Source organism: Bradyrhizobium sp. MI1.4, from assembly GCF_055811315.1.
The window spans coordinates 23,789-42,365 of sequence record NZ_JBVVPP010000014.1 but is presented as its reverse complement, the minus strand read 5'-3'; the positions used below and the strand labels follow the sequence as shown (position 1 = coordinate 42,365).

17 protein-coding genes are annotated in these 18,577 nt (G+C 64.4%); 12 read left to right on the top strand and 5 right to left on the bottom strand.

Annotated features, from left to right (window positions below):
• Nucleotides 1-209: 209 nt before the first annotated feature.
• A complete protein-coding gene (locus AC0L23_RS18020) occupies nucleotides 210-923 on the bottom strand; it encodes a DUF599 domain-containing protein (RefSeq protein WP_085351440.1) in 714 nt (237 codons plus the stop codon).
• A 124-nt stretch (nucleotides 924-1,047) separates the two neighbouring features.
• Here AC0L23_RS18020 and AC0L23_RS18015 point away from each other — a divergent pair, with 124 nt between their 5' ends.
• The 4 genes from AC0L23_RS18015 (at nucleotide 1,048) to AC0L23_RS18000 (ending at nucleotide 3,850) form a co-directional block, all read left to right on the top strand.
• Entirely contained in the window at nucleotides 1,048-1,710 is a 663-nt protein-coding gene (locus AC0L23_RS18015; RefSeq protein ID WP_018455191.1) for a glutathione S-transferase family protein, read from the top strand.
• A 328-nt stretch (nucleotides 1,711-2,038) separates the two neighbouring features.
• Nucleotides 2,039-2,242: a hypothetical protein gene (locus AC0L23_RS18010; RefSeq protein WP_007611353.1), complete on the top strand. Its 204-nt coding sequence runs from the start codon at nucleotides 2,039-2,041 to the stop codon at nucleotides 2,240-2,242.
• A 159-nt stretch (nucleotides 2,243-2,401) separates the two neighbouring features.
• Nucleotides 2,402-3,367 (top strand): hypothetical protein, encoded by a 966-nt coding sequence (locus AC0L23_RS18005; RefSeq protein ID WP_085351366.1) that lies wholly within the window; start codon nucleotides 2,402-2,404, stop codon nucleotides 3,365-3,367.
• 42 nt (nucleotides 3,368-3,409) lie between these two features.
• Nucleotides 3,410-3,850 carry a DUF1489 family protein gene (locus tag AC0L23_RS18000; protein WP_018455188.1) on the top strand — a complete coding sequence of 147 codons (441 nt, stop codon included), beginning with the start codon at nucleotides 3,410-3,412 and terminating at the stop codon, nucleotides 3,848-3,850.
• Here the strand turns inward: AC0L23_RS18000 and panC are convergent.
• Entirely contained in the window at nucleotides 3,847-4,698 is an 852-nt protein-coding gene (panC, locus tag AC0L23_RS17995; RefSeq protein ID WP_026232898.1) for a pantoate--beta-alanine ligase, read from the bottom strand. The two genes, AC0L23_RS18000 and panC, sit on opposite strands and share 4 nt — an antisense overlap.
• Before the next feature lie 281 nt (nucleotides 4,699-4,979).
• Here panC and AC0L23_RS17990 point away from each other — a divergent pair, with 281 nt between their 5' ends.
• The 4 genes from AC0L23_RS17990 (at nucleotide 4,980) to AC0L23_RS17975 (ending at nucleotide 8,758) form a co-directional block, all read left to right on the top strand.
• Complete coding sequence (locus tag AC0L23_RS17990; RefSeq protein WP_018455186.1) at nucleotides 4,980-5,903, top strand: division plane positioning ATPase MipZ; 924 nt, start codon at nucleotides 4,980-4,982, stop codon at nucleotides 5,901-5,903.
• Between the two features lie 343 nt (nucleotides 5,904-6,246).
• Nucleotides 6,247-7,107, top strand: a complete 861-nt coding sequence (locus AC0L23_RS17985; RefSeq protein WP_085360933.1) for an alpha/beta fold hydrolase — start codon at nucleotides 6,247-6,249, stop codon at nucleotides 7,105-7,107.
• A 122-nt stretch (nucleotides 7,108-7,229) separates the two neighbouring features.
• Nucleotides 7,230-7,979, top strand: a complete 750-nt coding sequence (locus tag AC0L23_RS17980) for a vWA domain-containing protein (protein ID WP_085360935.1) — start codon at nucleotides 7,230-7,232, stop codon at nucleotides 7,977-7,979.
• 53 nt (nucleotides 7,980-8,032) lie between these two features.
• A complete protein-coding gene (locus AC0L23_RS17975) occupies nucleotides 8,033-8,758 on the top strand; it encodes a DnaJ domain-containing protein (RefSeq protein ID WP_018455184.1) in 726 nt (241 codons plus the stop codon).
• Between the two features lie 224 nt (nucleotides 8,759-8,982).
• Here the strand turns inward: AC0L23_RS17975 and AC0L23_RS17970 are convergent, their stop codons facing one another.
• Complete coding sequence (locus tag AC0L23_RS17970) at nucleotides 8,983-10,824, bottom strand: serine hydrolase (protein ID WP_473357177.1); 1,842 nt, start codon at nucleotides 10,822-10,824, stop codon at nucleotides 8,983-8,985.
• 385 nt (nucleotides 10,825-11,209) lie between these two features.
• On the opposite strand from AC0L23_RS17970, the gene AC0L23_RS17965 reads away from it, so the two are divergent.
• Entirely contained in the window at nucleotides 11,210-11,548 is a 339-nt protein-coding gene (locus AC0L23_RS17965; RefSeq protein ID WP_007603238.1) for a phasin family protein, read from the top strand.
• Between the two features lie 75 nt (nucleotides 11,549-11,623).
• Here the strand turns inward: AC0L23_RS17965 and AC0L23_RS17960 are convergent, their stop codons facing one another.
• Nucleotides 11,624-13,063: a vWA domain-containing protein gene (locus tag AC0L23_RS17960; protein ID WP_473357176.1), complete on the bottom strand. Its 1,440-nt coding sequence runs from the start codon at nucleotides 13,061-13,063 to the stop codon at nucleotides 11,624-11,626.
• A 348-nt stretch (nucleotides 13,064-13,411) separates the two neighbouring features.
• Here AC0L23_RS17960 and clpS point away from each other — a divergent pair, with 348 nt between their 5' ends.
• The 3 genes from clpS (at nucleotide 13,412) to AC0L23_RS17945 (ending at nucleotide 17,071) form a co-directional block, all read left to right on the top strand.
• Nucleotides 13,412-13,744, top strand: coding sequence for an ATP-dependent Clp protease adapter ClpS (gene clpS, locus AC0L23_RS17955; protein ID WP_018455182.1), 333 nt, complete (start codon nucleotides 13,412-13,414; stop codon nucleotides 13,742-13,744).
• Between the two features lie 294 nt (nucleotides 13,745-14,038).
• On the top strand, nucleotides 14,039-16,444 hold the full coding sequence (gene clpA, locus AC0L23_RS17950; RefSeq protein ID WP_018455181.1) for an ATP-dependent Clp protease ATP-binding subunit ClpA: 2,406 nt from the start codon (nucleotides 14,039-14,041) through the stop codon (nucleotides 16,442-16,444).
• An 81-nt stretch (nucleotides 16,445-16,525) separates the two neighbouring features.
• Nucleotides 16,526-17,071 (top strand): cupin domain-containing protein, encoded by a 546-nt coding sequence (locus AC0L23_RS17945; RefSeq protein WP_085360939.1) that lies wholly within the window; start codon nucleotides 16,526-16,528, stop codon nucleotides 17,069-17,071.
• A gap of 46 nt (nucleotides 17,072-17,117) precedes the next feature.
• Here AC0L23_RS17945 and AC0L23_RS17940 read toward each other — a convergent pair whose 3' ends face one another.
• A complete protein-coding gene (locus AC0L23_RS17940) occupies nucleotides 17,118-18,539 on the bottom strand; it encodes an MFS transporter (RefSeq protein ID WP_051112982.1) in 1,422 nt (473 codons plus the stop codon).
• Between the last annotated feature and the right edge of the window lie 38 nt (nucleotides 18,540-18,577).

Below are 18,577 nucleotides of genomic sequence, written 5' to 3'. Positions count from 1 at the left end.
AATTTCGTTTTGCGTGGTGAAAATGTGGCGCGGCCGCCTCTTGCCCCTTATTTGCGCGCGCAGCTACCAAATCCAGTCTGCCGCCGCGGAGGGATTCTGGATTGCTTCGCTGCGCTCGCAATGACGATGTGGAGAGAGGGTGCGCCACATTCGCTCTTGTGGACGCACCGCTACTCAGCGGTGCACTGCAGAGCCGCAACACGAGCGCGTCAGGGACCGCGCCGCGTCTCCTCGCCATTCACCACCTCCGGCGCCATCGCTTCCCACGCGCTCGAGGCGAATTGCCGCCGCCAAGTCACGATTACCACGGTTGCCGTGGTTACGAACAACACCCAGGGGCTGACGAACCAGCCGAGATAGCCGAGTGCGAAGAAGAAGGCGCGCTGGCCGCGGTTGAAATGGCGGCCGGCGGATTCGAACAGGCGCGAGGTGCGGATCACATGAGCTTCGGCCTCCGGCGTGTCACGCTGCGAGGCTGCCGGCATGCCGCCGAACAGGATCGCGACATAGTTGAACAGGCGGTACGACCAGGCGAATTTGAAGAAGGCATAGACGCAGATCAGGACGAGGCCGACGCATTTCAGCTCCCACATCGCCGGCGAGGTACTGAGATCGATCGGCAGCTTGCTCAAGATCGTGATCGCGTCGTTGGTCGCGTGCAGCAGCGCCAGCGCGCCGCCGAGCGCGATCAGGCTGGTGGAGGCGAAGAAGGCGGTGCCGTTCTGCAACGAGGCCATGATCTGCATGTCGACCATGCGCGCGTCGCGGTCGAGCAGCCGGCGCACCCACACCTCGCGGTAGCGGTTCATGCGCGCCGACAGGCTGTCGCGGCCATAGGCCGAATGCTCCAGCGTCAGGGCGTAGACCAGCCATTCGATGATGAAGAAGCCGACTGCTGTGATGTCGACCCAATGCCTGCTCATGTCAGTCTCCTGGAGAGGATCGCAACGCTTGCCACGCATGGCGAGGTGCAGCAACGATTGATTGGCGGCAGGCGATGGCGTTAAAAGCGGCTCTCTTCAAGGCGTATCGAGAAGGACTGATGACATGGCTGCGCTGAAACTCGCAATCGGCAACAAGAATTACTCGTCATGGTCGATGCGGCCCTGGCTCGCGCTCCGCGCCAACGACATTCCGTTCGTGGAGACCCTCATCCCGCTCTACACCGACAATCCCGCGGACAAGGAGCAGATCATCTCGTTCAGCCGCGCCGGCAAGGTGCCGGTGCTGGTCGATGGCGACATCACGGTGTGGGATTCGCTCAGCATCATCGAATACATCGCCGAGCGCTATCCGGAAGTGAAGTTGTGGCCGGACGAGGCCGCCGCGCGCGCCCATGCCCGTTCGGTGTGCGCCGAGATGCATTCCGGCTTCATGGCCCTTCGCAACGAATGCGGCATGAACCTGCACCGCCCGGTGCGCCCCGTGACGCTGTCGGCGGACGCCGAGGCCAATATCGCGCGCGTGCAGGAGATCTGGCGCGAATGCCGGGCCCGGTATGGCGCCAATGGACCGTTCCTGTTCGGGCGCTTCGGCGCGGCGGATGCGATGTATGCTCCGGTCGTGCACCGCTTTCGCACCTACGCGATTGAGGTCACGCCGGAGACCAAGGCCTACATGGACACAATGCTGGCGCTTCCGGCGTTCCAGGAATGGACCCGGGACGCGCTCGCCGAAACGCTGGTCATCGAAAAGTTCGAGAACGTGTAATCTGCGGTGATCGGCCTCGCTCGACGTCGAGCAAGCCGGCGGCGCTCCATGCCAGGATGGTCGGCAGGGAGAGGGACCTCACGGCCCAGGAACCGCCCAAGGTGGTGGATCACGCCAGCCCCGACGGCCGTTTGCCCCATACCCCCCGGAAGAACCGGTTCCAGCGGTATCGTCGGCTGACGGCATCACTCTGAAATAACTGCAAAATTCGCACGTTTGCCATGTCGCATACTGCTGGCCAAAAACGCTCGTCGCATGCTATACAGCGGCCGGGTTTCCGGCCGGCCGACGCAGTGGGACCACGGGCGTGGCAGGCGTTGTTTGAGTGATGGAGAGGGTGTTGAAGCACAAATTCCCTATTGGCGCGCGCGTATTGTTCACCGCCAGCAATGTCGCACGCCCCGCTGCCAGCGGCTCGTATGAGGTCATCCGCCTCCTGCCGACCGATGGTGACGACTGTCAGTACCGGATCAAGAGCTCGACCGAAGCCTTCGAACGCGTCGCCAAGGAAAGCCAGCTCGCGCTGTCCTGAAGGCCGACGCTATCCGCGCATCGGCGCGTCCCCGGGAATTTGTATTCTGCCGCCGTCAAAAGGCCCGCTTCACCTTCAAAAGGTGGGCCGGGGGCAGTTGCCGACTCTCGGTACTCGCTTTGACCATTCGCTCTCTGCTCGCGTGAGGGGACGTCGCGCATGAACTGGGCATGGGCCTCGTCGTTTGACCAAATCTGGAGCTCGCCGGCCCTTCCAATGTGGATGATGCTGGCGGCTGCCGGCTTCTTCGGACTGATTCTCCTGGTCACGCTGCTGCGCGCCGAACGATCGGTCGCCAACGGCGCGCTGACCGTCATTGCGCTGCTCGCCATTGCCATCGCGCTGGCTGCTGTTGTGCGCGTCGATGGACCGGCGGGGCAGACCACGCCGACCGAGGCGCGCGCACAGGCGGCGATGACCGCGAGCCTGCCGGCGCTGTCCTGTCTCGACGATCTCGCGGGCGATGCCGTGGCCATGGGCTGCGAGAAGGCGCTGTTCGGCGCGCCTGACGCGGCGGCTGCGGCCGTCTCCACGACCGCGGCCAGGATCGACCGGCTGACGGCGCTCGGCGATGCCGCGACCGCCGAGAAGAGCCTGACGCCCGACATCAAGGTGCTGCGCAAGTCGCTGGAGCGTGATCGCTACGGCCTGGTCGCGCATGTGCTGGTCGCGCGCGATGGCTGCACGCAGTTTGACTGCGCGGCCTTCCGCTCGCTGACCGACCAGCAGCGGGTCGCCGCCAACATGGATTCCCATCTCTACGACACGCTGGTCGCGCGCTACGCCCCGACCTGGAATGCGCCTGCAGCAGCGCAATCGTTGCCGGCCACTGCCGCACTTGCGGGGCTGCCGCCGTCGATGCCGACGGGCAAGCCGACCAATGCGGAGTTCCCGAGTGCCTCGTCGACGCCGCCGGTCAGCATCATGAATCCCGAGCCGCCGACGCGTCAGGCGGCGCCCACCGCAAACGCGGCGGCTCCGCGCGCCCCCGCAGCGGCCTCGGCGCAGGCCGCAGCTCCCGCCGCGAAGAAGCCGCCTGCGCCGAAGGCTGCGCGGGCGCCGGCGGCAGCACCGGTTCCGCTCACGCCGCCGGCCGCGGCTGCCCCGGCTGCGGATAACGAGTAGATCGGCATTCCAAATGCGTGGCTGTCCGGCTAATGCTGGGGCATGCCACTACATCTGATCAAGCTCGCCGTCGGCTGCGAATCCGTCAAGGAATTGAAGGAGTGGACCGCCGAACGGATGCAGACCGCCAAGAAGAAGGGGCTGCCGCAACATCACATCCACATCACCCGCATGGTGCCCAAGCGCGACGCCGAGATCCTGTCGGGCGGGTCGCTCTATTGGGTGATCAAGGGCGAGGTCGCCGCGCGCGAAAAGATCATCGGCATCGAGCCGTTCCGCGACAAGGACGGCATCGGGCGCTGCCGGATCGTTATGCAGCCGAAGGTGATCCCGGTGTCGCCGCGGCCGATGCGCCCGTTCCAGGGCTGGCGCTATCTTGCCGACGATTCGGTGCCGCCCGATCTCGGCAGGTCCGCCGCCGGCTCGATCGCGGCGATGCCTGAGCCGATGCGGCGCGAGCTGCGCGATCTCGGGCTGCTCTAAACCGCGATATTGTCGATCAGCCGGGTGGTGCCGAGCTTGGCCGCGACCAGGATGCGCAACGGTCCGTCGTTGCGCGAGCTGACCTGTGCCAGGGTCGCTGCATGGCGCACTTCGAAATAGTCGAGCTCAAAGCCGGCCGCCGTGATCATCGCGGCACCGCGCGCCATTGCGGGCGCGACCGCTTCGCCGGCGCGAATGCGCCCGGCGCTCTCCTTCATGGCGCGGTATAGCGTGGTTGCGGTCTGCCGTTCCTGTGGCGACAAATAGACGTTGCGCGAGGACATCGCGAGCCCATCGCGCTCGCGCACGGTGCGGGAGCCGATCACCTTGACGCCGAGCTCGAGGTCGCGAGCCATCTGCGCCACCACCCGCAACTGCTGAAAATCCTTCTCGCCGAAGATCGCGACATCCGGCCGGCACTGGGTGAACAGCTTGCCGACGACAGTGGCGACGCCGGCGAAGAAATGCGGGCGGAAGCGGTCTTCGAGGCCAGCCAGCGCCGGTCCCTCCGGCACGATGCGGGTGGCAAAGCCCTCCGGGTACATGGCCTCGGCGCCGGGATGCCAGACGATATCGACGTCCTCGGCGGCTAGCTTGGCGAGATCGGCCTTCCAGGTTCGCGGATAGGCGCCAAAATCCTCGGTCGGCGCGAACTGGGTCGGGTTGACGAAGATCGACACCACGACGCGGCTCGCGCGCCGCCTGGCGAGGCGTACCAGCGACACATGGCCGTCATGGAGCGCTCCCATGGTCGGGACCAGCGCGATCGTCGCCTTTCGCTTGCGAAGATTGTCGACGGCGCGTCGCAAGGCGGGGACCGTGCGGGCGATCAAGGGGCTGCGTGACATCAGAACTCGACGCGATCGGGAATCGACGGGCGCGTTCCGGCGCCCGGCAGGCTAACCTTAACAAGCGGCGACCATGGACGCCATGCATCCGGATGCGGCACAGCATCCCGCGCAAAGCCGCGCAAGCGTCGCGGCATTGTGGGCTGGATCACAGACGCGAAGCGGCGCCGCGATTCATGATGAAGGTCAGCGCGCCGCGATTTGTCTTGCCTGTCACGCATTTCACTTGACCGCAGACGCGGCCAACTCGAAGATATTCGTTAGGGGTGTTGAGGATCGCGATGCTTGTGCAAGCTAGCCAAGGCCAGTCCGGCTCGGCGCATGTGGTCGTGCTCGGCAACGAGAAAGGCGGCTCCGGCAAGTCGACCACCGCCCTGCACATCGCAGTCGCGCTTCTCAAAGCCGGCCAGCGCGTCGCCACCATCGACCTCGACTGCCGTCAGCAGAGCTTTACTCACTACATCAACAACCGTTCCGCCTGGGCGCGCCGAACCAAGCTCGACCTCGAACTGCCGTTGCATCGCTGCATCAAGCTTGGCGAAACGATGCAGGTTGCCGAGAACGAGAATTCGGAGTTCCTTCAGTTCATGGAGGCGGTCTCGGCGGTCGAGAGCAGCTTCGACTTCATCGTCATCGATACGCCCGGCACCGACAGCTACCTGATGCGGCTTGCGCACTCGATGGCCGACACGCTGGTGACCCCGATCAATGACAGCTTCCTCGATTTCGATGTGCTCGGCACTGTCGATCCCGCCAATTACGCGGTGACAGGCGAGAGCCACTACGCGGAGATGGTGCGGGATGTCAGGCGCAAGCGCCGCCAGCTCGACGGTGCGACCACCGACTGGATCGTGGTGCGCAACCGCCTGTCGATGCTCGGCTCCCGCAACAAGCAGCTCGTTGCCGATGGGTTGAAGGATTTGTCGCTGCGGCTCGGCTTCCGCTACGTCGACGGCTTCGCCGAACGGGTCGTCTATCGCGAGTTCTTCCCGCGCGGTCTGACCGCGCTGGACGAGATCGACGAGGCCACGCTCGGCATGCGGCCAAATCTCGGCCATCTCACCGCACGGGAGGAGGTGACGAGCCTGCTCCGCCAGCTCAAGCTTCCGCTCGACGAGCGCGGACGTCGCCGCGCGGCCAATCGCGCCGAGTGGTTCAACCAGGTCGACAAGCCGCTCGAGGTCCACGACATCCTCGGCGCTTGAGGCGGCGGTACATCGCTACTTCCAGTCGATCAAGAGGCCGGTCTCCCCGGGGAACCGAGCCCGCGCTCAACCGTTTTCACCCCGTGTTTACTGCAAAACGGAACCGATCGAGACAGGTTGCGTCGGATGGTGACGTGCACCCTGACGTAGCCGTGTGAGAGCGAGATGCCCAAGAAACGTGTGCGCCGCACAATGAAAGGGCTGCCGGTTGACAATATTTGGCCTTCCTGTCACGCGGCTGTGACATATATTAGGGAATAGGCGACCAGGGGCCGAAGAGTTCCGGAAGAACACGATTTTCAACAGGGATTCAGGCCGCAAGAGCCTGAGGCTGAGGACGAAAATGAAGCGTGGAATTGCCGTTCTGGTTTCGGTCAGTGCCCTCTGTGGCGTCGCCTATTTCACGGCGAGCAAGTGGGCGATCAGGCACGAGACCATCACCTTCTACGATGCCTCGCGCGACAACCGTGCGGTGCCCGTCGATGTCGCGATCCGTCGTGACAAGGAAATGCAGGCCAATGCCGGCATGATCACGATGCCGGTCGCCGTGATCAACCACGGCAACACCGTCAAGAACACCGAGTACGGCTTCCTCGCCAACATTTTCGCCGCGCGCGGCTACCTCGTCGTCAGCCCGCAGCATGATTTGCCGACCGATCCACCGATGGTGACCAAGCCCGGCGAGATCTATGTCGGCCGGCTGCCGCAGATCCTGCGCGGCGTCGCCAACATCCATCTCGCCATGCAGGAAATGAAGAAGGTTCAGCCCAACGCCGACTATGAAAAGGTGACGATGGTCGGCCACTCCATGGGCGGCGACATCACGATGTATTTCGCCAAGCAGTATCCGGATGAGGTCAAGAAGGTCGTCACACTCGACAATCTTCGCGTGCCCTTCGTCACCGCCGGCAAGTTCAAGATCCTGTCGTTCCGCTCCACCGATCCGCAGTTCAAGGCCGATGCGGGTGTGATCCCGACCGACGAAGAATGCGAGAAGGCCGGCATCCAGGTCGTGAAGACCGAATTCCAGCACAACGACATGCGCGACACGGGTCCGGACGCTGCCAAGAACTCGATCCAGGGCATGCTCGACAAGTTCCTGAGCGCGACCGACAGCGAAGTGGCGCCGGTCGACACGCAATCGTCCCCGCCCAAGATTCTCGAGCCCGGGCCGGTCGCTTTGATGGCGCCTGCCAAGAGCTGACACCTTCCTCGTCGTCGATACCGATTTTCAAAGCCTCCGCCGGCTGCCGCCTGCGGGGGCTTTGCACATTGACCGGGCTACATCCGCTGACCACATTAGCCGCTCACGCAAGGGTCAAGGAAATGTCCGGCGAACCCATCAAACCGCGCGGCCGCGATGCCGTCTCGGCGCAACCAGGCGACGCTGTGCCGCAGGCGGGGACCTCGACCTCGGAGGACATCGCCGCCTTCGTTGCCAACGCGCGCGCGCTGTCACCGCATGCGCCCGGTGCAAAAGGGCGGCTGATCTTCGCGCTGGATGCGACGATGAGCCGGCAGCCGACTTGGGACATGGCTTGCGCGCTTCAGGCCGACATGTTCCGTGAGACCGCCGCGCTCGGCAGTCTCGACATCCGGCTCGTCTACTATCGCGGCTTCGACGAGTGCCGCGCCACGGGATGGATCTCCGACAGCGCCAGGCTGGCGGCGCTGATGAGCAAGATCGATTGCCGTGGCGGCGACACCCAGATCGGCAAGGTGCTGAGCGAGGCCCGGCGCGAGGCCGTCGCATCCGGCGTGCGCGCCGTCGTCTTCGTCGGCGACGCCATGGAGGAGAACGTCGACCAGCTCTGCGCCAAGGCAGGCGAGCTCGGCATGCTCAAAGTGCCTGTGTTCATCTTTCAGGAAGGCCATGACGCGGTGGCCGAGAAGGCCTTTCGCGAGATCGCGCGCCTGACCGGCGGCGCTTGGTGCCGGTTCGATCCGGGCGCGGCGGCGCAGTTGCGCGAGCTGTTGCGCGCAGCCGCCGCCTACGCGGCCGGCGGACGCGAGGCGCTGTTGCAATTGGCGAAGAGCGCCAGTGGCGCGGCCAGGCTGATCGGCCAGATGAAGTAGCGCTGGCGCAAGGACACGATGCTTTTTGGCGGTAGGCCGACTATATTCCGGCCATGACCCTGATCGCCGGCGCTATCGCAATTATCACCCTTTATTTGCTGCTCCAGATGTTCCGTTCGGCCAATCCGGCCGTGCTGGCACGCGCGATCAGGTTCGGTGGCGGCGTGGTGGCGCTGGCTGTCGCAGCGTTCACGGGCTTGAAGGGCGAACTGGTGGTGGCGATCCCGCTCGGGATATTCGGCGCCGGGCTCTTGGGCTGGACACCGATGGCAAACGCCGGCTTCGGCAATATCGGCGGGCTGTTCGGCGGGGGCGCGACGCGCCCGGCCGGTCAGGCCTCGCGCGTGCGCTCGCAATTCCTGGATATGCGGCTCGATCACGATTCCGGCCAGCTCGGAGGCCAGATCGTCGCCGGGCCTCACGCCGGGCGCGATCTCGATGAGTTTGATCTCGCGGCCCTGCTGGCAATGGTCCCGGCGTTCGACGCCGAGAGCGTGGCCCTACTTGAAAGCTATCTGGACCGCCGGTTTCCCGCTTGGCGTCAGAACGCGCAGGGCGACGCGGCAGGGGGGCAGCGCCGCACGGTGGCGAGCGGTAAAATGACGACGGAGGAGGCCTATCAGATCCTTGGCCTGCAGCCGGGGGCGGGGCGTGACGACATCAGCCGGGCTCACAAGTCCCTGATGAAGAAACTGCATCCCGACCAGGGGGGCTCGACGTATCTCGCTGCCCGTGTAAACGAGGCCAAGGATACTCTGCTTCGCACGCATAACGGCTAACTCCGGCACCACGCTACAAACGCTCGTCCCGTGTGAGCTCTGCTTGCTCTGTTTGCCGTCGCCCCGATGCCCGCCATTGTCGGCGTGGTCGATCCCTTGCGTAAAGTTTTAACCGTAAATCCTTGACGAGAGGTTGTCGTGGAACAGCCTCGTCGGTCACCGCATCCCGAAAATGAAAATGCCCGCGCAAGGCGCGGGCATTTTCATTGGAGCGGTGCGAAAGTTCAGTTGCGGACGGTCATGCAGGAGATATCGGCGCGCTTCAGGGTGCGGCAGACGGCTTCGGCCTGGTCGCGGTCGAGCCCGGCGAAGCGGGCGCGGTAGAGCTTGCGATTATCTTTCGCGACGACCGGCTCGGTGAATGGGTCGGCCTTGCTGAGCAGGCCGCGAGCCGAGCTGCGCGCCGCGTCGATACGCTGCTGGGCTTCGTTCTCGCTCTCGAGCGCGCCGACCTGAACGATCCAGCCGCTGTGGGTAGCGACCGGCTTCGTGGTGGCGCTCATCTGGATCGGCTGCAGCGCCGGGTCGGCTGATGCGAGCTTCGCAGCAGCCGGGGCGGGTGCGGCGGCGGCCGGCAAGACGCCGAGGATGCCGTTGCCGGTGCCGAAGCCCGCCGGCTGCCGCGGCAGCTCGGCACGGGTGATCTCGGCTCTCGGAGCTTCCGGTTGGCTGGCCTCGGGCTTGTTGATGAGGTCTGCGCGGGCGACGACGGCACCGGAGGTTTCGGCGACTTCGGAGCGGGATGCGATCGTGCTCGTGACCTGCGGTGCGATCTGAGCCGGGGCGGCGGAGGCGACCTTCACCGCGCCGGCCTTGACCTGGACGGTCTTGACCCGGACCGGCTTCATCGGTTCGGACGAACCGGGGATGATCGAGAGCGGCTGGCTCGAGATCACGCCATTGGTGAGCGGCGCAGGCTCGATCTTGGATTCTATCGGCCGAACTTCAGGCCTATTGGCTTCAGATCTGGGCTGAGCCGGCGGCACCGCGGCAGCCGCAGCCGCAAGCGTCGAAAGGCGCGCGGCGAGACGCGACGGGGCTGCTTCGGGAGCAGGGGCAGCCGACGCCTGGACCTGCGGAGCGGAACGGGCCGGGGTGTCCGATGTATCGGCGACTTCGGCAGCGGCGTCGGAGCCGTTGCGTTCGGTGACCGCGGCGACGGTGTGGGTGGTCGCGGCCTTATCGAGGTTCTCCGCGAGCAGGTTACGCATGATGGCGTCGCGCGAGCCGCCGCTACGGCCGCCCAGCACCACGCCGATCAGGTGGCGGTTGCCGCGGCGCATCGAGGTCACGAGATTGAAGCCGGAGGCGCGAGTATAGCCGGTCTTGATGCCGTCCACGCCCTCCACATTCCCGAGCAGATGATTGTGGTTCCGGATCGACTGTCCGCGCCAGTTGAACGTCGAGGTCGCGAAATAGCGATAGTAGCGCGGGAAGCGCTCCTGGATGGCGCGGCCGAGCGTGGCCTGGTCGCGCGCGGTCGTGACCTGCTCGTCGTTGGGAAGACCGTTGGCGTTGCGGTAAACCGTCCTGGACATGCCGAGCGAACGCGCCTTGCGCGTCATCATCTGGGCGAAGTCGTCCTCGTCGCCGCCAATCGCTTCCGCGATCACAACGGCTGCGTCGTTGGCGGAGCGGGTGACGAGACCTTTGATCGCGTCCTCGACGCGGATCGTCTGGCCGGCACGCAGGTTCAGCTTGGTGGGATCCTGATCGGCGGCGTGCTGCGACACCGGCATCTCGGTGTCGAGCTTCATCTTCCCGGACTCGAGGCGCTCGAACAGGAGATAGAGCGTCATGATCTTGGTCAGCGAGGCCGGATGGCGGATCCCGTCGGGACTCGTGGCCTGAAGCACGGAGCCGGAGTTGCCGTCGACGATGATCGACGCGAATTTCGGGCTGGAACTCTCGGACACATCGCGCTGCACGCGGTGTTGCGCGTAGTGACGCCGGTGGCGCCGCGCCTCGGCAGCATCGGTGGTGAAGATGACTGCACTCGTGACCGCAAGAAGCCCAAAAACGCCAACCCGCGCCAAGCGCGAGGAAGACAAGTTTTTACGAAGCATGAAACCCCGTCCCCGTTTCTGACTTGATCACCGGCTCGTGAGGCGAAATTGTGCCCAAGGGACCCGGGATCATTACCTGCTCAGGCTGTCCTCCGCAGATGTTCGCCGCGGGGGACGTTGGACCTGAGCCGCTGTTCTGGCTAAGGTGATGTTCCCCAACGGCTTTTGGCCGCTTGTGGAAGTTGAACACGTCCAGGGAATCAAGGTAGGGGGCCGCGGTTTCCAAAAGCTTAAGGAACCATTGCGGGAAACCCCGGGAATCTTGGCAAATTTGCCTGCGATTTTGTGCGACGCACAAAATTCTTGACTTTTTTGTGCGTTGCACTAATTGTGAGCAGAGTCAGGGAGCCGGGGCTTCCGACAAGGCTAGGGAAAAGGATTCCGAATGTTCAAGGTTGAAGACTTTCAAGGCTACGGGAAAGAGCACTTCGAGCAGTACGTCGCCTCCGCGACCTCGATGCAGCACGGCCTTCAGGCGATCGCCAGCGCTTATGGCGACTACACCAAGAAGTCGTTCGAAGACACCAAGTCCTTCGTCGAGAAGCTTTCCGGCGTGAAGTCGCTGGACAAGGCCGTCGAAGCGCAGACCGAATTCGCCCGTTCCGCCTACGAGTCCTTCGTCGCGGAATCGCAGAAGATCGCCGGCCTCTACAGCGACCTCGCCAAGCAGGCGTTCAAGCCGGTCGAGACCATCGTGTCGAAGTTCACCCCGGCCGCCAGCTAACGTTTCCTGACGTCCTGGAATCAAAAGCCCGGCTGCAGTAGCCGGGCTTTTTTTGTTTGTCGCGGCGTGTCGATCTCAGCGCGCCACGCGCAGCTTCGACAGCGACGTGCCGATGTCCTTGAACACCGAGACGGTCTGATCCGCCTTCGTCACCAGATAGAATTTGTCGCTGCCGCTCGCGCAATATTGCAGCACGCTGGAGGTCGGGTCGCTGCCGGTGTTCACCTGCACCGTATAGATCGTGATGTTCGCCGCCTTGGCGTTGTCGCACAGCTTCTTCTGCCGCGCGTCGATTTGCCAGGCGTTGCTGTACCAGCGGTTCTGCGTGTTGAGACCGTCGGAGAGCAGCACGATCGCATCCTTGTAGGTGTAGTTGGTGTCCTTGGCCGGAGCGTTCATGGGATCGCCGGTCGACAGCGTCATCCAGCCCCAGGCGAGGCCAATGCCCTGGTTGGTGTTGCCGGTGGGCTTCATGGCGTCGATACGGCTCTTCAGTGAGTTCCAGTCGTAGCTCAGCGGCATGATTGGCTGCAGATAGGACGAACTGCCGGTGTCGCAGTAGGAGTACTGTTCGGCCGGGAACTGCGTTCCCGCGTTGCCGCTCGTGGGCGTCGTGTTCTTGGTGTCGTAGTCCTGGTCGCGGTCGACCACGCACCCTGTCCATGTGTTGTGGTTGGCGGACCTGGTGCCGCGGGCCGCGTCCCAATCGCTGAAATCGACCCAGTACTTGTTGTAGTTGCTGGCGCCGACGTTGACGTCCTTGGCAAACGGAACAATCGAGATGTAGACGTCGCCATTGGTCTTGGCGAGTGGGCTGAGCTGGTCGACCAGGCTCTTCGCGGCGGTCTGCATCGCCGCCATCTTGCCGTCGTCAGCCATCGAGCCCGTGTTGTCGAGCACCAAGGCCACGCGCATTCGCACCAGACCCCAGGCGCTGGTGGAATTGGCGCCGACGTCGAGCGTCGGGAAGCCTGCGACCTTCATGAAGGCCGTCGTGTAGGTGCCGGTGCCGGTGACCTCGATGGTCGAGCCCATGCTGGTGCTTGCGGTGTAAGTGGCCGCGATGCTGACCGACGGCAGGGCGTTGGTGGCGGTGAACAGGGCGTTGAAATAAGCCTGCGCCTTGGTGCTGATCTGCGACGTCGTGATGGTGCCGGACGACAGATCCTTGGAAACCATCAGCGCAGTGGAATCGAGGGCCGCCTGCATTGCGGAACGAGCCTGGGCCGCGCGGCTGTAATCGACCGCGGCTCCGACGAAGCCCAAAACCGGGAGCAGCGCGATGGCGAAGATCACGGCGATATTGCCTTGTTCGGCCGCTGCAAACCGGGCGACGTATCGACCAACAATACGGCTGACGAGGGTCAGGCCAGACGTGACGATCCCCGGAATCTGTGACTTTGCCCGTTTTCGCGCCACGCCATTGAACGCAGGGTAAATTGGTCCGTAGAAAACCGGAGATAGCCCGCGCGAAACCGCCGCAGCCGCGTTGCTGGCCGGGTTCCTGGTCAACATCTTCTAAACCGGCGGGGCGGAAGCTTTTGTCAAATCAGTCCGAATTGATTAACCTTGGTGAGGATCGCCCGGACCGGGAATCGGGAGCGCCATGGCCGCATCGGCCGAGCTGCCGCACGCTTGCGGCGAGCCGGGGGCAGGCCCATATTCGGTGAGGCCGATCCGGCTTGGACCGGACCGGCTGGAAGCGGCGATCCAACAAGGCGGTGCGCCTGTGCGAAGCTCCGAAGGCCGGGGCTGCGCGGCGAACCGTCATACGCTTCCGTGGGGAATTTGAACGCCTGAGCCATGCCGCAACTGTCTTCCAGACCAGATCCGTCCGCGGCCGCCGCCGCCCACGCTGCCCTGATGAGCAACGACGAGAACCGTTCCGGCGGTCCTTCCGCGCCAAACACGTCCGTCATCACCAAGGTCAAGCCGAAGACCAAACGGCCGAACCTGTACCGTGTGCTGATCCTGAACGACGACTACACGCCGATGGAATTCGTCGTTCATGTGCTGGAGAAATTCTTCCAGAAGGACGCCGAGGCCGCAACCAAGATCATGCTGCACGTTCATCATCACGGGATCGGGGAGTGCGGCGTGTTCACCTACGAGATTGCCGAGACCAAGGTGACGCAGGTGATGGATTTCGCTCGCAAGCACCAGCATCCGCTGCAATGCGTGATGGAAAAGAAGTAAGACACGACACGTTACGGCACGTTCGAAGCCGGTTCTTGTGCATGTCGCAGTGTGATTGCCGCGTGATGTCTGCGGGCGATGTTCGTTGCAGACGGCAAAACCACGGAATTTCGGACCGGTGCTGATCGTGCCCAAACCGGAACGGGTTTTGCATCGAAAATACCGCAGCTGTGCAGCCGCCTGAGTCGCGGAACCGGTCTTTCGCCGCGATCTTGTATAACTATATGTGACAAAGGTTGTTGTTGCCTGACCGGGCGATGGCGATCATGATGGTGGGGGCCATAGAGGACGCGAATGCCGACTTTTTCCCAAAGCCTTGAACAATCCCTGCATCGTGCACTGGCGATCGCAAACGAGCGTCATCACCAATACGCGACGCTCGAGCATCTTTTGCTCTCCCTGATCGACGACTCCGATGCAGCCGCCGTCATGCGCGCCTGTAGCGTCGACCTCGACAAGCTCCGTACGAGCCTCGTCAATTATCTTGAGACCGAATTCGAGAACCTGGTGACGGACGGCGCCGATGACGCCAAGCCGACTGCAGGCTTCCAGCGCGTGATCCAGCGCGCGGTGATCCACGTGCAGTCGTCCGGTCGCGAAGAGGTGACCGGCGCCAACGTGCTGATCGCGATCTTTGCCGAGCGCGAGAGTCATGCCGCGTATTTCCTGCAGGAGCAGGACATGACGCGCTACGACGCCGTCAATTATATCAGCCACGGTATTGCCAAGCGGCCGGGCGTCTCCGAGGCGCGGCCGGTGCGCGGTGTCGACGAGGAGACCGAGACCAAGGGCAGCGAGGACGCCAAGAAGAAGGGCGAGGCGCTCGAGACCTATTGCGTCAACCTCAACAAGAAGGCGCGCGACGGCAAGATCGATCCGGTGATCGGACGCAATTCCGAGATCAACCGCGCGATCCAGGTGCTGTGTCGCCGGCAGAAGAACAATCCGCTGTTCGTGGGCGAGGCCGGCGTCGGCAAGACCGCGATCGCGGAGGGCCTGGCCAAGCGCATCGTCGACAGCGAGGTGCCGGAGGTGCTGGCGGCTGCGACCGTGTTCTCGCTCGACATGGGCACGCTGCTCGCCGGTACGCGCTATCGCGGCGACTTCGAGGAACGCCTGAAGCAGGTGCTGAAGGAGCTCGAGGCGCATCCCAACGCCATCCTGTTCATCGACGAGATCCACACCGTGATCGGTGCTGGCGCGACGTCGGGCGGGGCGATGGATGCCTCGAACCTGCTCAAGCCCGCGCTCGCTTCCGGCACCATCCGCTGCATGGGCTCGACCACCTACAAGGAATACCGCCAGCACTTCGAGAAGGACCGCGCGCTGGTGCGGCGCTTCCAGAAGATCGACGTCAACGAGCCGACAGTCGAGGACGCGATTGCAATCCTCAAGGGCCTCAAGCCGTACTTCGAAGACTACCACCGGCTGAAATACACCAATGAGGCGATCGAGGCCGCGGTGCAGCTCTCTTCGCGCTACATCCACGACCGCAAGCTGCCGGATAAGGCGATCGACGTGATCGACGAATCCGGCGCGGCGCAGATGCTGGTCGCCGAGAACAAGCGCAAGAAGACCATCGGCATCAAGGAGATCGAGACCACGATCGCCTCGATGGCGCGGATCCCGCCGAAGAGCGTGTCGAAGGACGATGCCGAGGTGCTCAAGCATCTCGAGCAGACCCTGAAGCGCACGGTGTTCGGTCAGGACAAGGCGATCGAATCGCTCGCCGCTTCGATCAAGCTGGCGCGTGCGGGCCTGCGCGAGCCGGAGAAGCCGATCGGCTGCTACCTGTTCTCGGGTCCGACCGGCGTCGGCAAGACCGAGGTCGCGAAACAACTCGCGGCGTCGCTCGGCGTCGAGCTGTTGCGCTTCGACATGTCCGAATACATGGAGCGGCACACCGTCTCGCGCCTGATCGGCGCGCCTCCCGGCTATGTCGGCTTCGATCAGGGCGGCTTGCTCACCGACGGTGTCGACCAGCATCCGCATTGCGTGGTGCTGCTGGACGAGATCGAGAAGGCGCATCCCGATCTCTACAACGTCCTGCTCCAGATCATGGATCACGGTCGGCTCACCGATCACAACGGCAAGCAGGTCAACTTCCGCAACGTGATCCTGATCATGACCACGAATGCGGGCGCGTCCGATCTCGCCAAGCAGGCGTTCGGCTTCACGCGCTCGAAGCGGGAAGGCGACGACCACGAGGCGATCAACCGGCAGTTCGCGCCGGAATTCCGCAACCGTCTCGATGCCGTCGTGTCGTTCGGCCATCTCAGCGTCGAGGTGATCGGTACGGTGGTCGAGAAGTTCGTGCTTCAGCTCGAAGCGCAACTCGGCGATCGCGACGTCACCATCGAGCTGTCCGACCCCGCCAAGACCTGGCTGGTGAAGCATGGTTACGACGAGCAGATGGGCGCACGTCCCATGGCTCGCGTGATCCAGGAGCACATCAAGAAGCCGCTGGCCGACGAGGTGCTGTTTGGCAAGCTCAAGGGTGGCGGCCATGTCCGCGTCGTTCTGGTCAAGGACGAGGCCGACGAGACCAAGGACAAGATCGGCTTCGAGTTCGTCGAGGGTCCGGTCACGCCGAAGCAGGAGAAGCTCCCCGGTGCCCGCAAGCGCCCGCCGGGCAAGTCCAAGCCCGGTGGCCCCGGCGGCTCGAAGGGGCCGACCAAGAGCCCGCTGGTCAAGGCTTGATCTGCGCGCGATGAATTGAAAAGGCCGGCTGAGAAGCCGGCCTTTCTCATTGGCAGCCAAATATAAGCAAGAAGATCCGATATGACCAACACGCCTTCTGCAAACTCGTCGTCAGCTTCCTCGATCCCCGCCGACGATCCCGGCCGCGCCCTGACGGTCGCCGATCCCGACGGCGCTGACGTGCCGCATATCTCTGTGGCCGGCGGCACCTACACGGTTCTGGTGTCGGGCGCGCAGACCGCAGGACGCTATTGCCTGGTCGACATGCTGGTGCCCGCCGGCGGCGGGCCCCCGCCGCACCGCCACGACTTCGAGGAAATGTTCACGCTGCTCGAAGGCGAACTTGAATTCACCTTTCGCGGTAAGTCCCATACCGTAAGTGCGGGGTCGACCGTCAACGTCCCGGCCAACGCGCCGCACGCGTTCAAGAACGTGTCCGGCAAGACGGCCCGTATGCTCTGCATGTGCGCGCCAGCGGGACAGGACGAATTCTTCCTGGCGGTTGGCTTTCCCGTCGAAGGCCGCACATCGCCACCGCCGAAGCCGACCCCGGAAGAGATGGCCGAGAAAGGCAAGCTGATCGCAGCACTGCTGCCGAAATATCGCACCGAGATGGTGAAGATATGAGGCGCGGCGAACGCAGCCGAAATCGGCCTTCCCAAATGGTCGCGCGCTATTCGCCGCGCAGGCGCTGGTCGTCCTGCACGCGAACATGTTCGGCGCCGCGCGCACCCGCGGACGACAGCCGCAACATGCTCAGCGCCGCGCCGCAGAGCGCGAAGCCGACGCCGGTCAGCAACGCGATCCTGGTTCCCTCGATCGGATAGCGGCCGAGGAAGAGTGCCACCAGCGCTGCGCCGGTGGTCTGCCCAAGCAGCCGCGCGGTCCCCAGCATGCCGCTGGCGCCGCCGGCACGCTCGCGCGGGGCGGCCGCGATCATGGTGCGGTTATTGGGGGTCTGGAACAAGCCGAAGCCGGCGCCGGCCAGCGCCATCCGCCAGACTACGTCGAGCGGCGTGGGCGCAGCCGGCAGCAAGGCGAGCGCAGCGAGGCCGCAGGCGAACAGCGTAAGGCCGATGCCGCCGAGCAGGCCGGCCGGATAATGCTCCACCAGGCGGCCGGCGAGGGGGGCTGCGAACGCCACCGCGATCGGCCACGGCGTGATCAAGAGGCCCATATGCACCGCCGAATAGCCGAAGCGGCTCTGGAGATAGAAGGGGATCGCGACGAAGGCCAGCATCTGCCCGCAGAACGAGGCGATCGAGGTCGCAATCGACAATGCGAACACGGGGATGCGCAATAGGTCGATCGGCAGCAGCGGCGAGGCCATGTGGGTCTCGCGGTAGATCAGCAGCGCGCCGGCGACGAGCGCAATGGCGAACTGCACGAGGCAGGTGATCGCGGCTTCGCCATGACCGACGCTATCGACGGCCGCGATGCCGACGCCGAAGGTGATCGCGGACAGCCCCGCGCTCTGCCAGTCGAAGGAATGGCTCGCAGGCCTGGTGTGCGGCAGGCTGCGCAGGCCCAGCACCAATGTCACCACGCCGAGCGGAACGTTGATGGCGAACAGCCAGGGCCAGCTGCCGAACGCCAGGATACCGGCGGCGAGCGTCGGGCCGACCGCGGCTGAGAAGGCGACGACGAGAGCGTTGAGCCCGATGCCGCGGCCGAGCTGGCTGCGTGGGTAAGTGAAACGCACCAGCGCTGCGTTGACGCTCATGATGCCGGCCGCGCCGAACCCCTGCACGATGCGTGCAATCGTGAGGAGCGGCAGCGTGTGCGCCAGCGCGCAGAGTGCGGAGGCAAATGTGAACAGCACCAGGCCGACCAGATAGACGCGGCGATAGCCGACGATCTCGCCGAGCGAAGCCAGCGGCAGCAGCGAGATCGTGATCGCGAGCTGGTAGCCGTTGACGATCCAGATCGAGAACGCCGGGCTGGCGTCGAGGTCGGCCGCGATCGTCGGCAGCGCGACGTTGGCGATGGCGCTGTCGACCACTGCCATGATAATGCCGAGCGCAATGGTCAGGACCGCCTGGCCACGCTGCGGCTGCGGCAGGCCGTCGGCGTGCTCCATGGAGGCTGGCAACATGATGGCGGCGTGCTTGATTCGAGCCGTGGTTCGTCTCC

Excerpts from the sequence above, each read along its gene's own strand:
- clpA (WP_018455181.1), top strand. The coding sequence starts at position 14,039 with ATGCCGACTTTTTCCCAAAGCCTTGAACAATCCCTGCATCGTGCACTG.
- AC0L23_RS18005 (WP_085351366.1), top strand. The coding sequence starts at position 2,402 with ATGAACTGGGCATGGGCCTCGTCGTTTGACCAAATCTGGAGCTCGCCG.
- panC (WP_026232898.1), bottom strand. The coding sequence starts at position 4,698 with ATGTCACGCAGCCCCTTGATCGCCCGCACGGTCCCCGCCTTGCGACGC.
- AC0L23_RS18010 (WP_007611353.1), top strand. The coding sequence starts at position 2,039 with ATGGAGAGGGTGTTGAAGCACAAATTCCCTATTGGCGCGCGCGTATTG.
- AC0L23_RS17980 (WP_085360935.1), top strand. The coding sequence starts at position 7,230 with ATGTCCGGCGAACCCATCAAACCGCGCGGCCGCGATGCCGTCTCGGCG.
- AC0L23_RS17985 (WP_085360933.1), top strand. The coding sequence starts at position 6,247 with ATGAAGCGTGGAATTGCCGTTCTGGTTTCGGTCAGTGCCCTCTGTGGC.
- AC0L23_RS17960 (WP_473357176.1), bottom strand. The coding sequence starts at position 13,063 with ATGTTGACCAGGAACCCGGCCAGCAACGCGGCTGCGGCGGTTTCGCGC.
- clpS (WP_018455182.1), top strand. The coding sequence starts at position 13,412 with ATGAGCAACGACGAGAACCGTTCCGGCGGTCCTTCCGCGCCAAACACG.
- AC0L23_RS18015 (WP_018455191.1), top strand. The coding sequence starts at position 1,048 with ATGGCTGCGCTGAAACTCGCAATCGGCAACAAGAATTACTCGTCATGG.
- AC0L23_RS18020 (WP_085351440.1), bottom strand. The coding sequence starts at position 923 with ATGAGCAGGCATTGGGTCGACATCACAGCAGTCGGCTTCTTCATCATC.
- AC0L23_RS18000 (WP_018455188.1), top strand. The coding sequence starts at position 3,410 with ATGCCACTACATCTGATCAAGCTCGCCGTCGGCTGCGAATCCGTCAAG.
- AC0L23_RS17965 (WP_007603238.1), top strand. The coding sequence starts at position 11,210 with ATGTTCAAGGTTGAAGACTTTCAAGGCTACGGGAAAGAGCACTTCGAG.
- AC0L23_RS17940 (WP_051112982.1), bottom strand. The coding sequence starts at position 18,539 with ATGTTGCCAGCCTCCATGGAGCACGCCGACGGCCTGCCGCAGCCGCAG.
- AC0L23_RS17990 (WP_018455186.1), top strand. The coding sequence starts at position 4,980 with ATGCTTGTGCAAGCTAGCCAAGGCCAGTCCGGCTCGGCGCATGTGGTC.
- AC0L23_RS17975 (WP_018455184.1), top strand. The coding sequence starts at position 8,033 with ATGACCCTGATCGCCGGCGCTATCGCAATTATCACCCTTTATTTGCTG.
- AC0L23_RS17970 (WP_473357177.1), bottom strand. The coding sequence starts at position 10,824 with ATGCTTCGTAAAAACTTGTCTTCCTCGCGCTTGGCGCGGGTTGGCGTT.
- AC0L23_RS17945 (WP_085360939.1), top strand. The coding sequence starts at position 16,526 with ATGACCAACACGCCTTCTGCAAACTCGTCGTCAGCTTCCTCGATCCCC.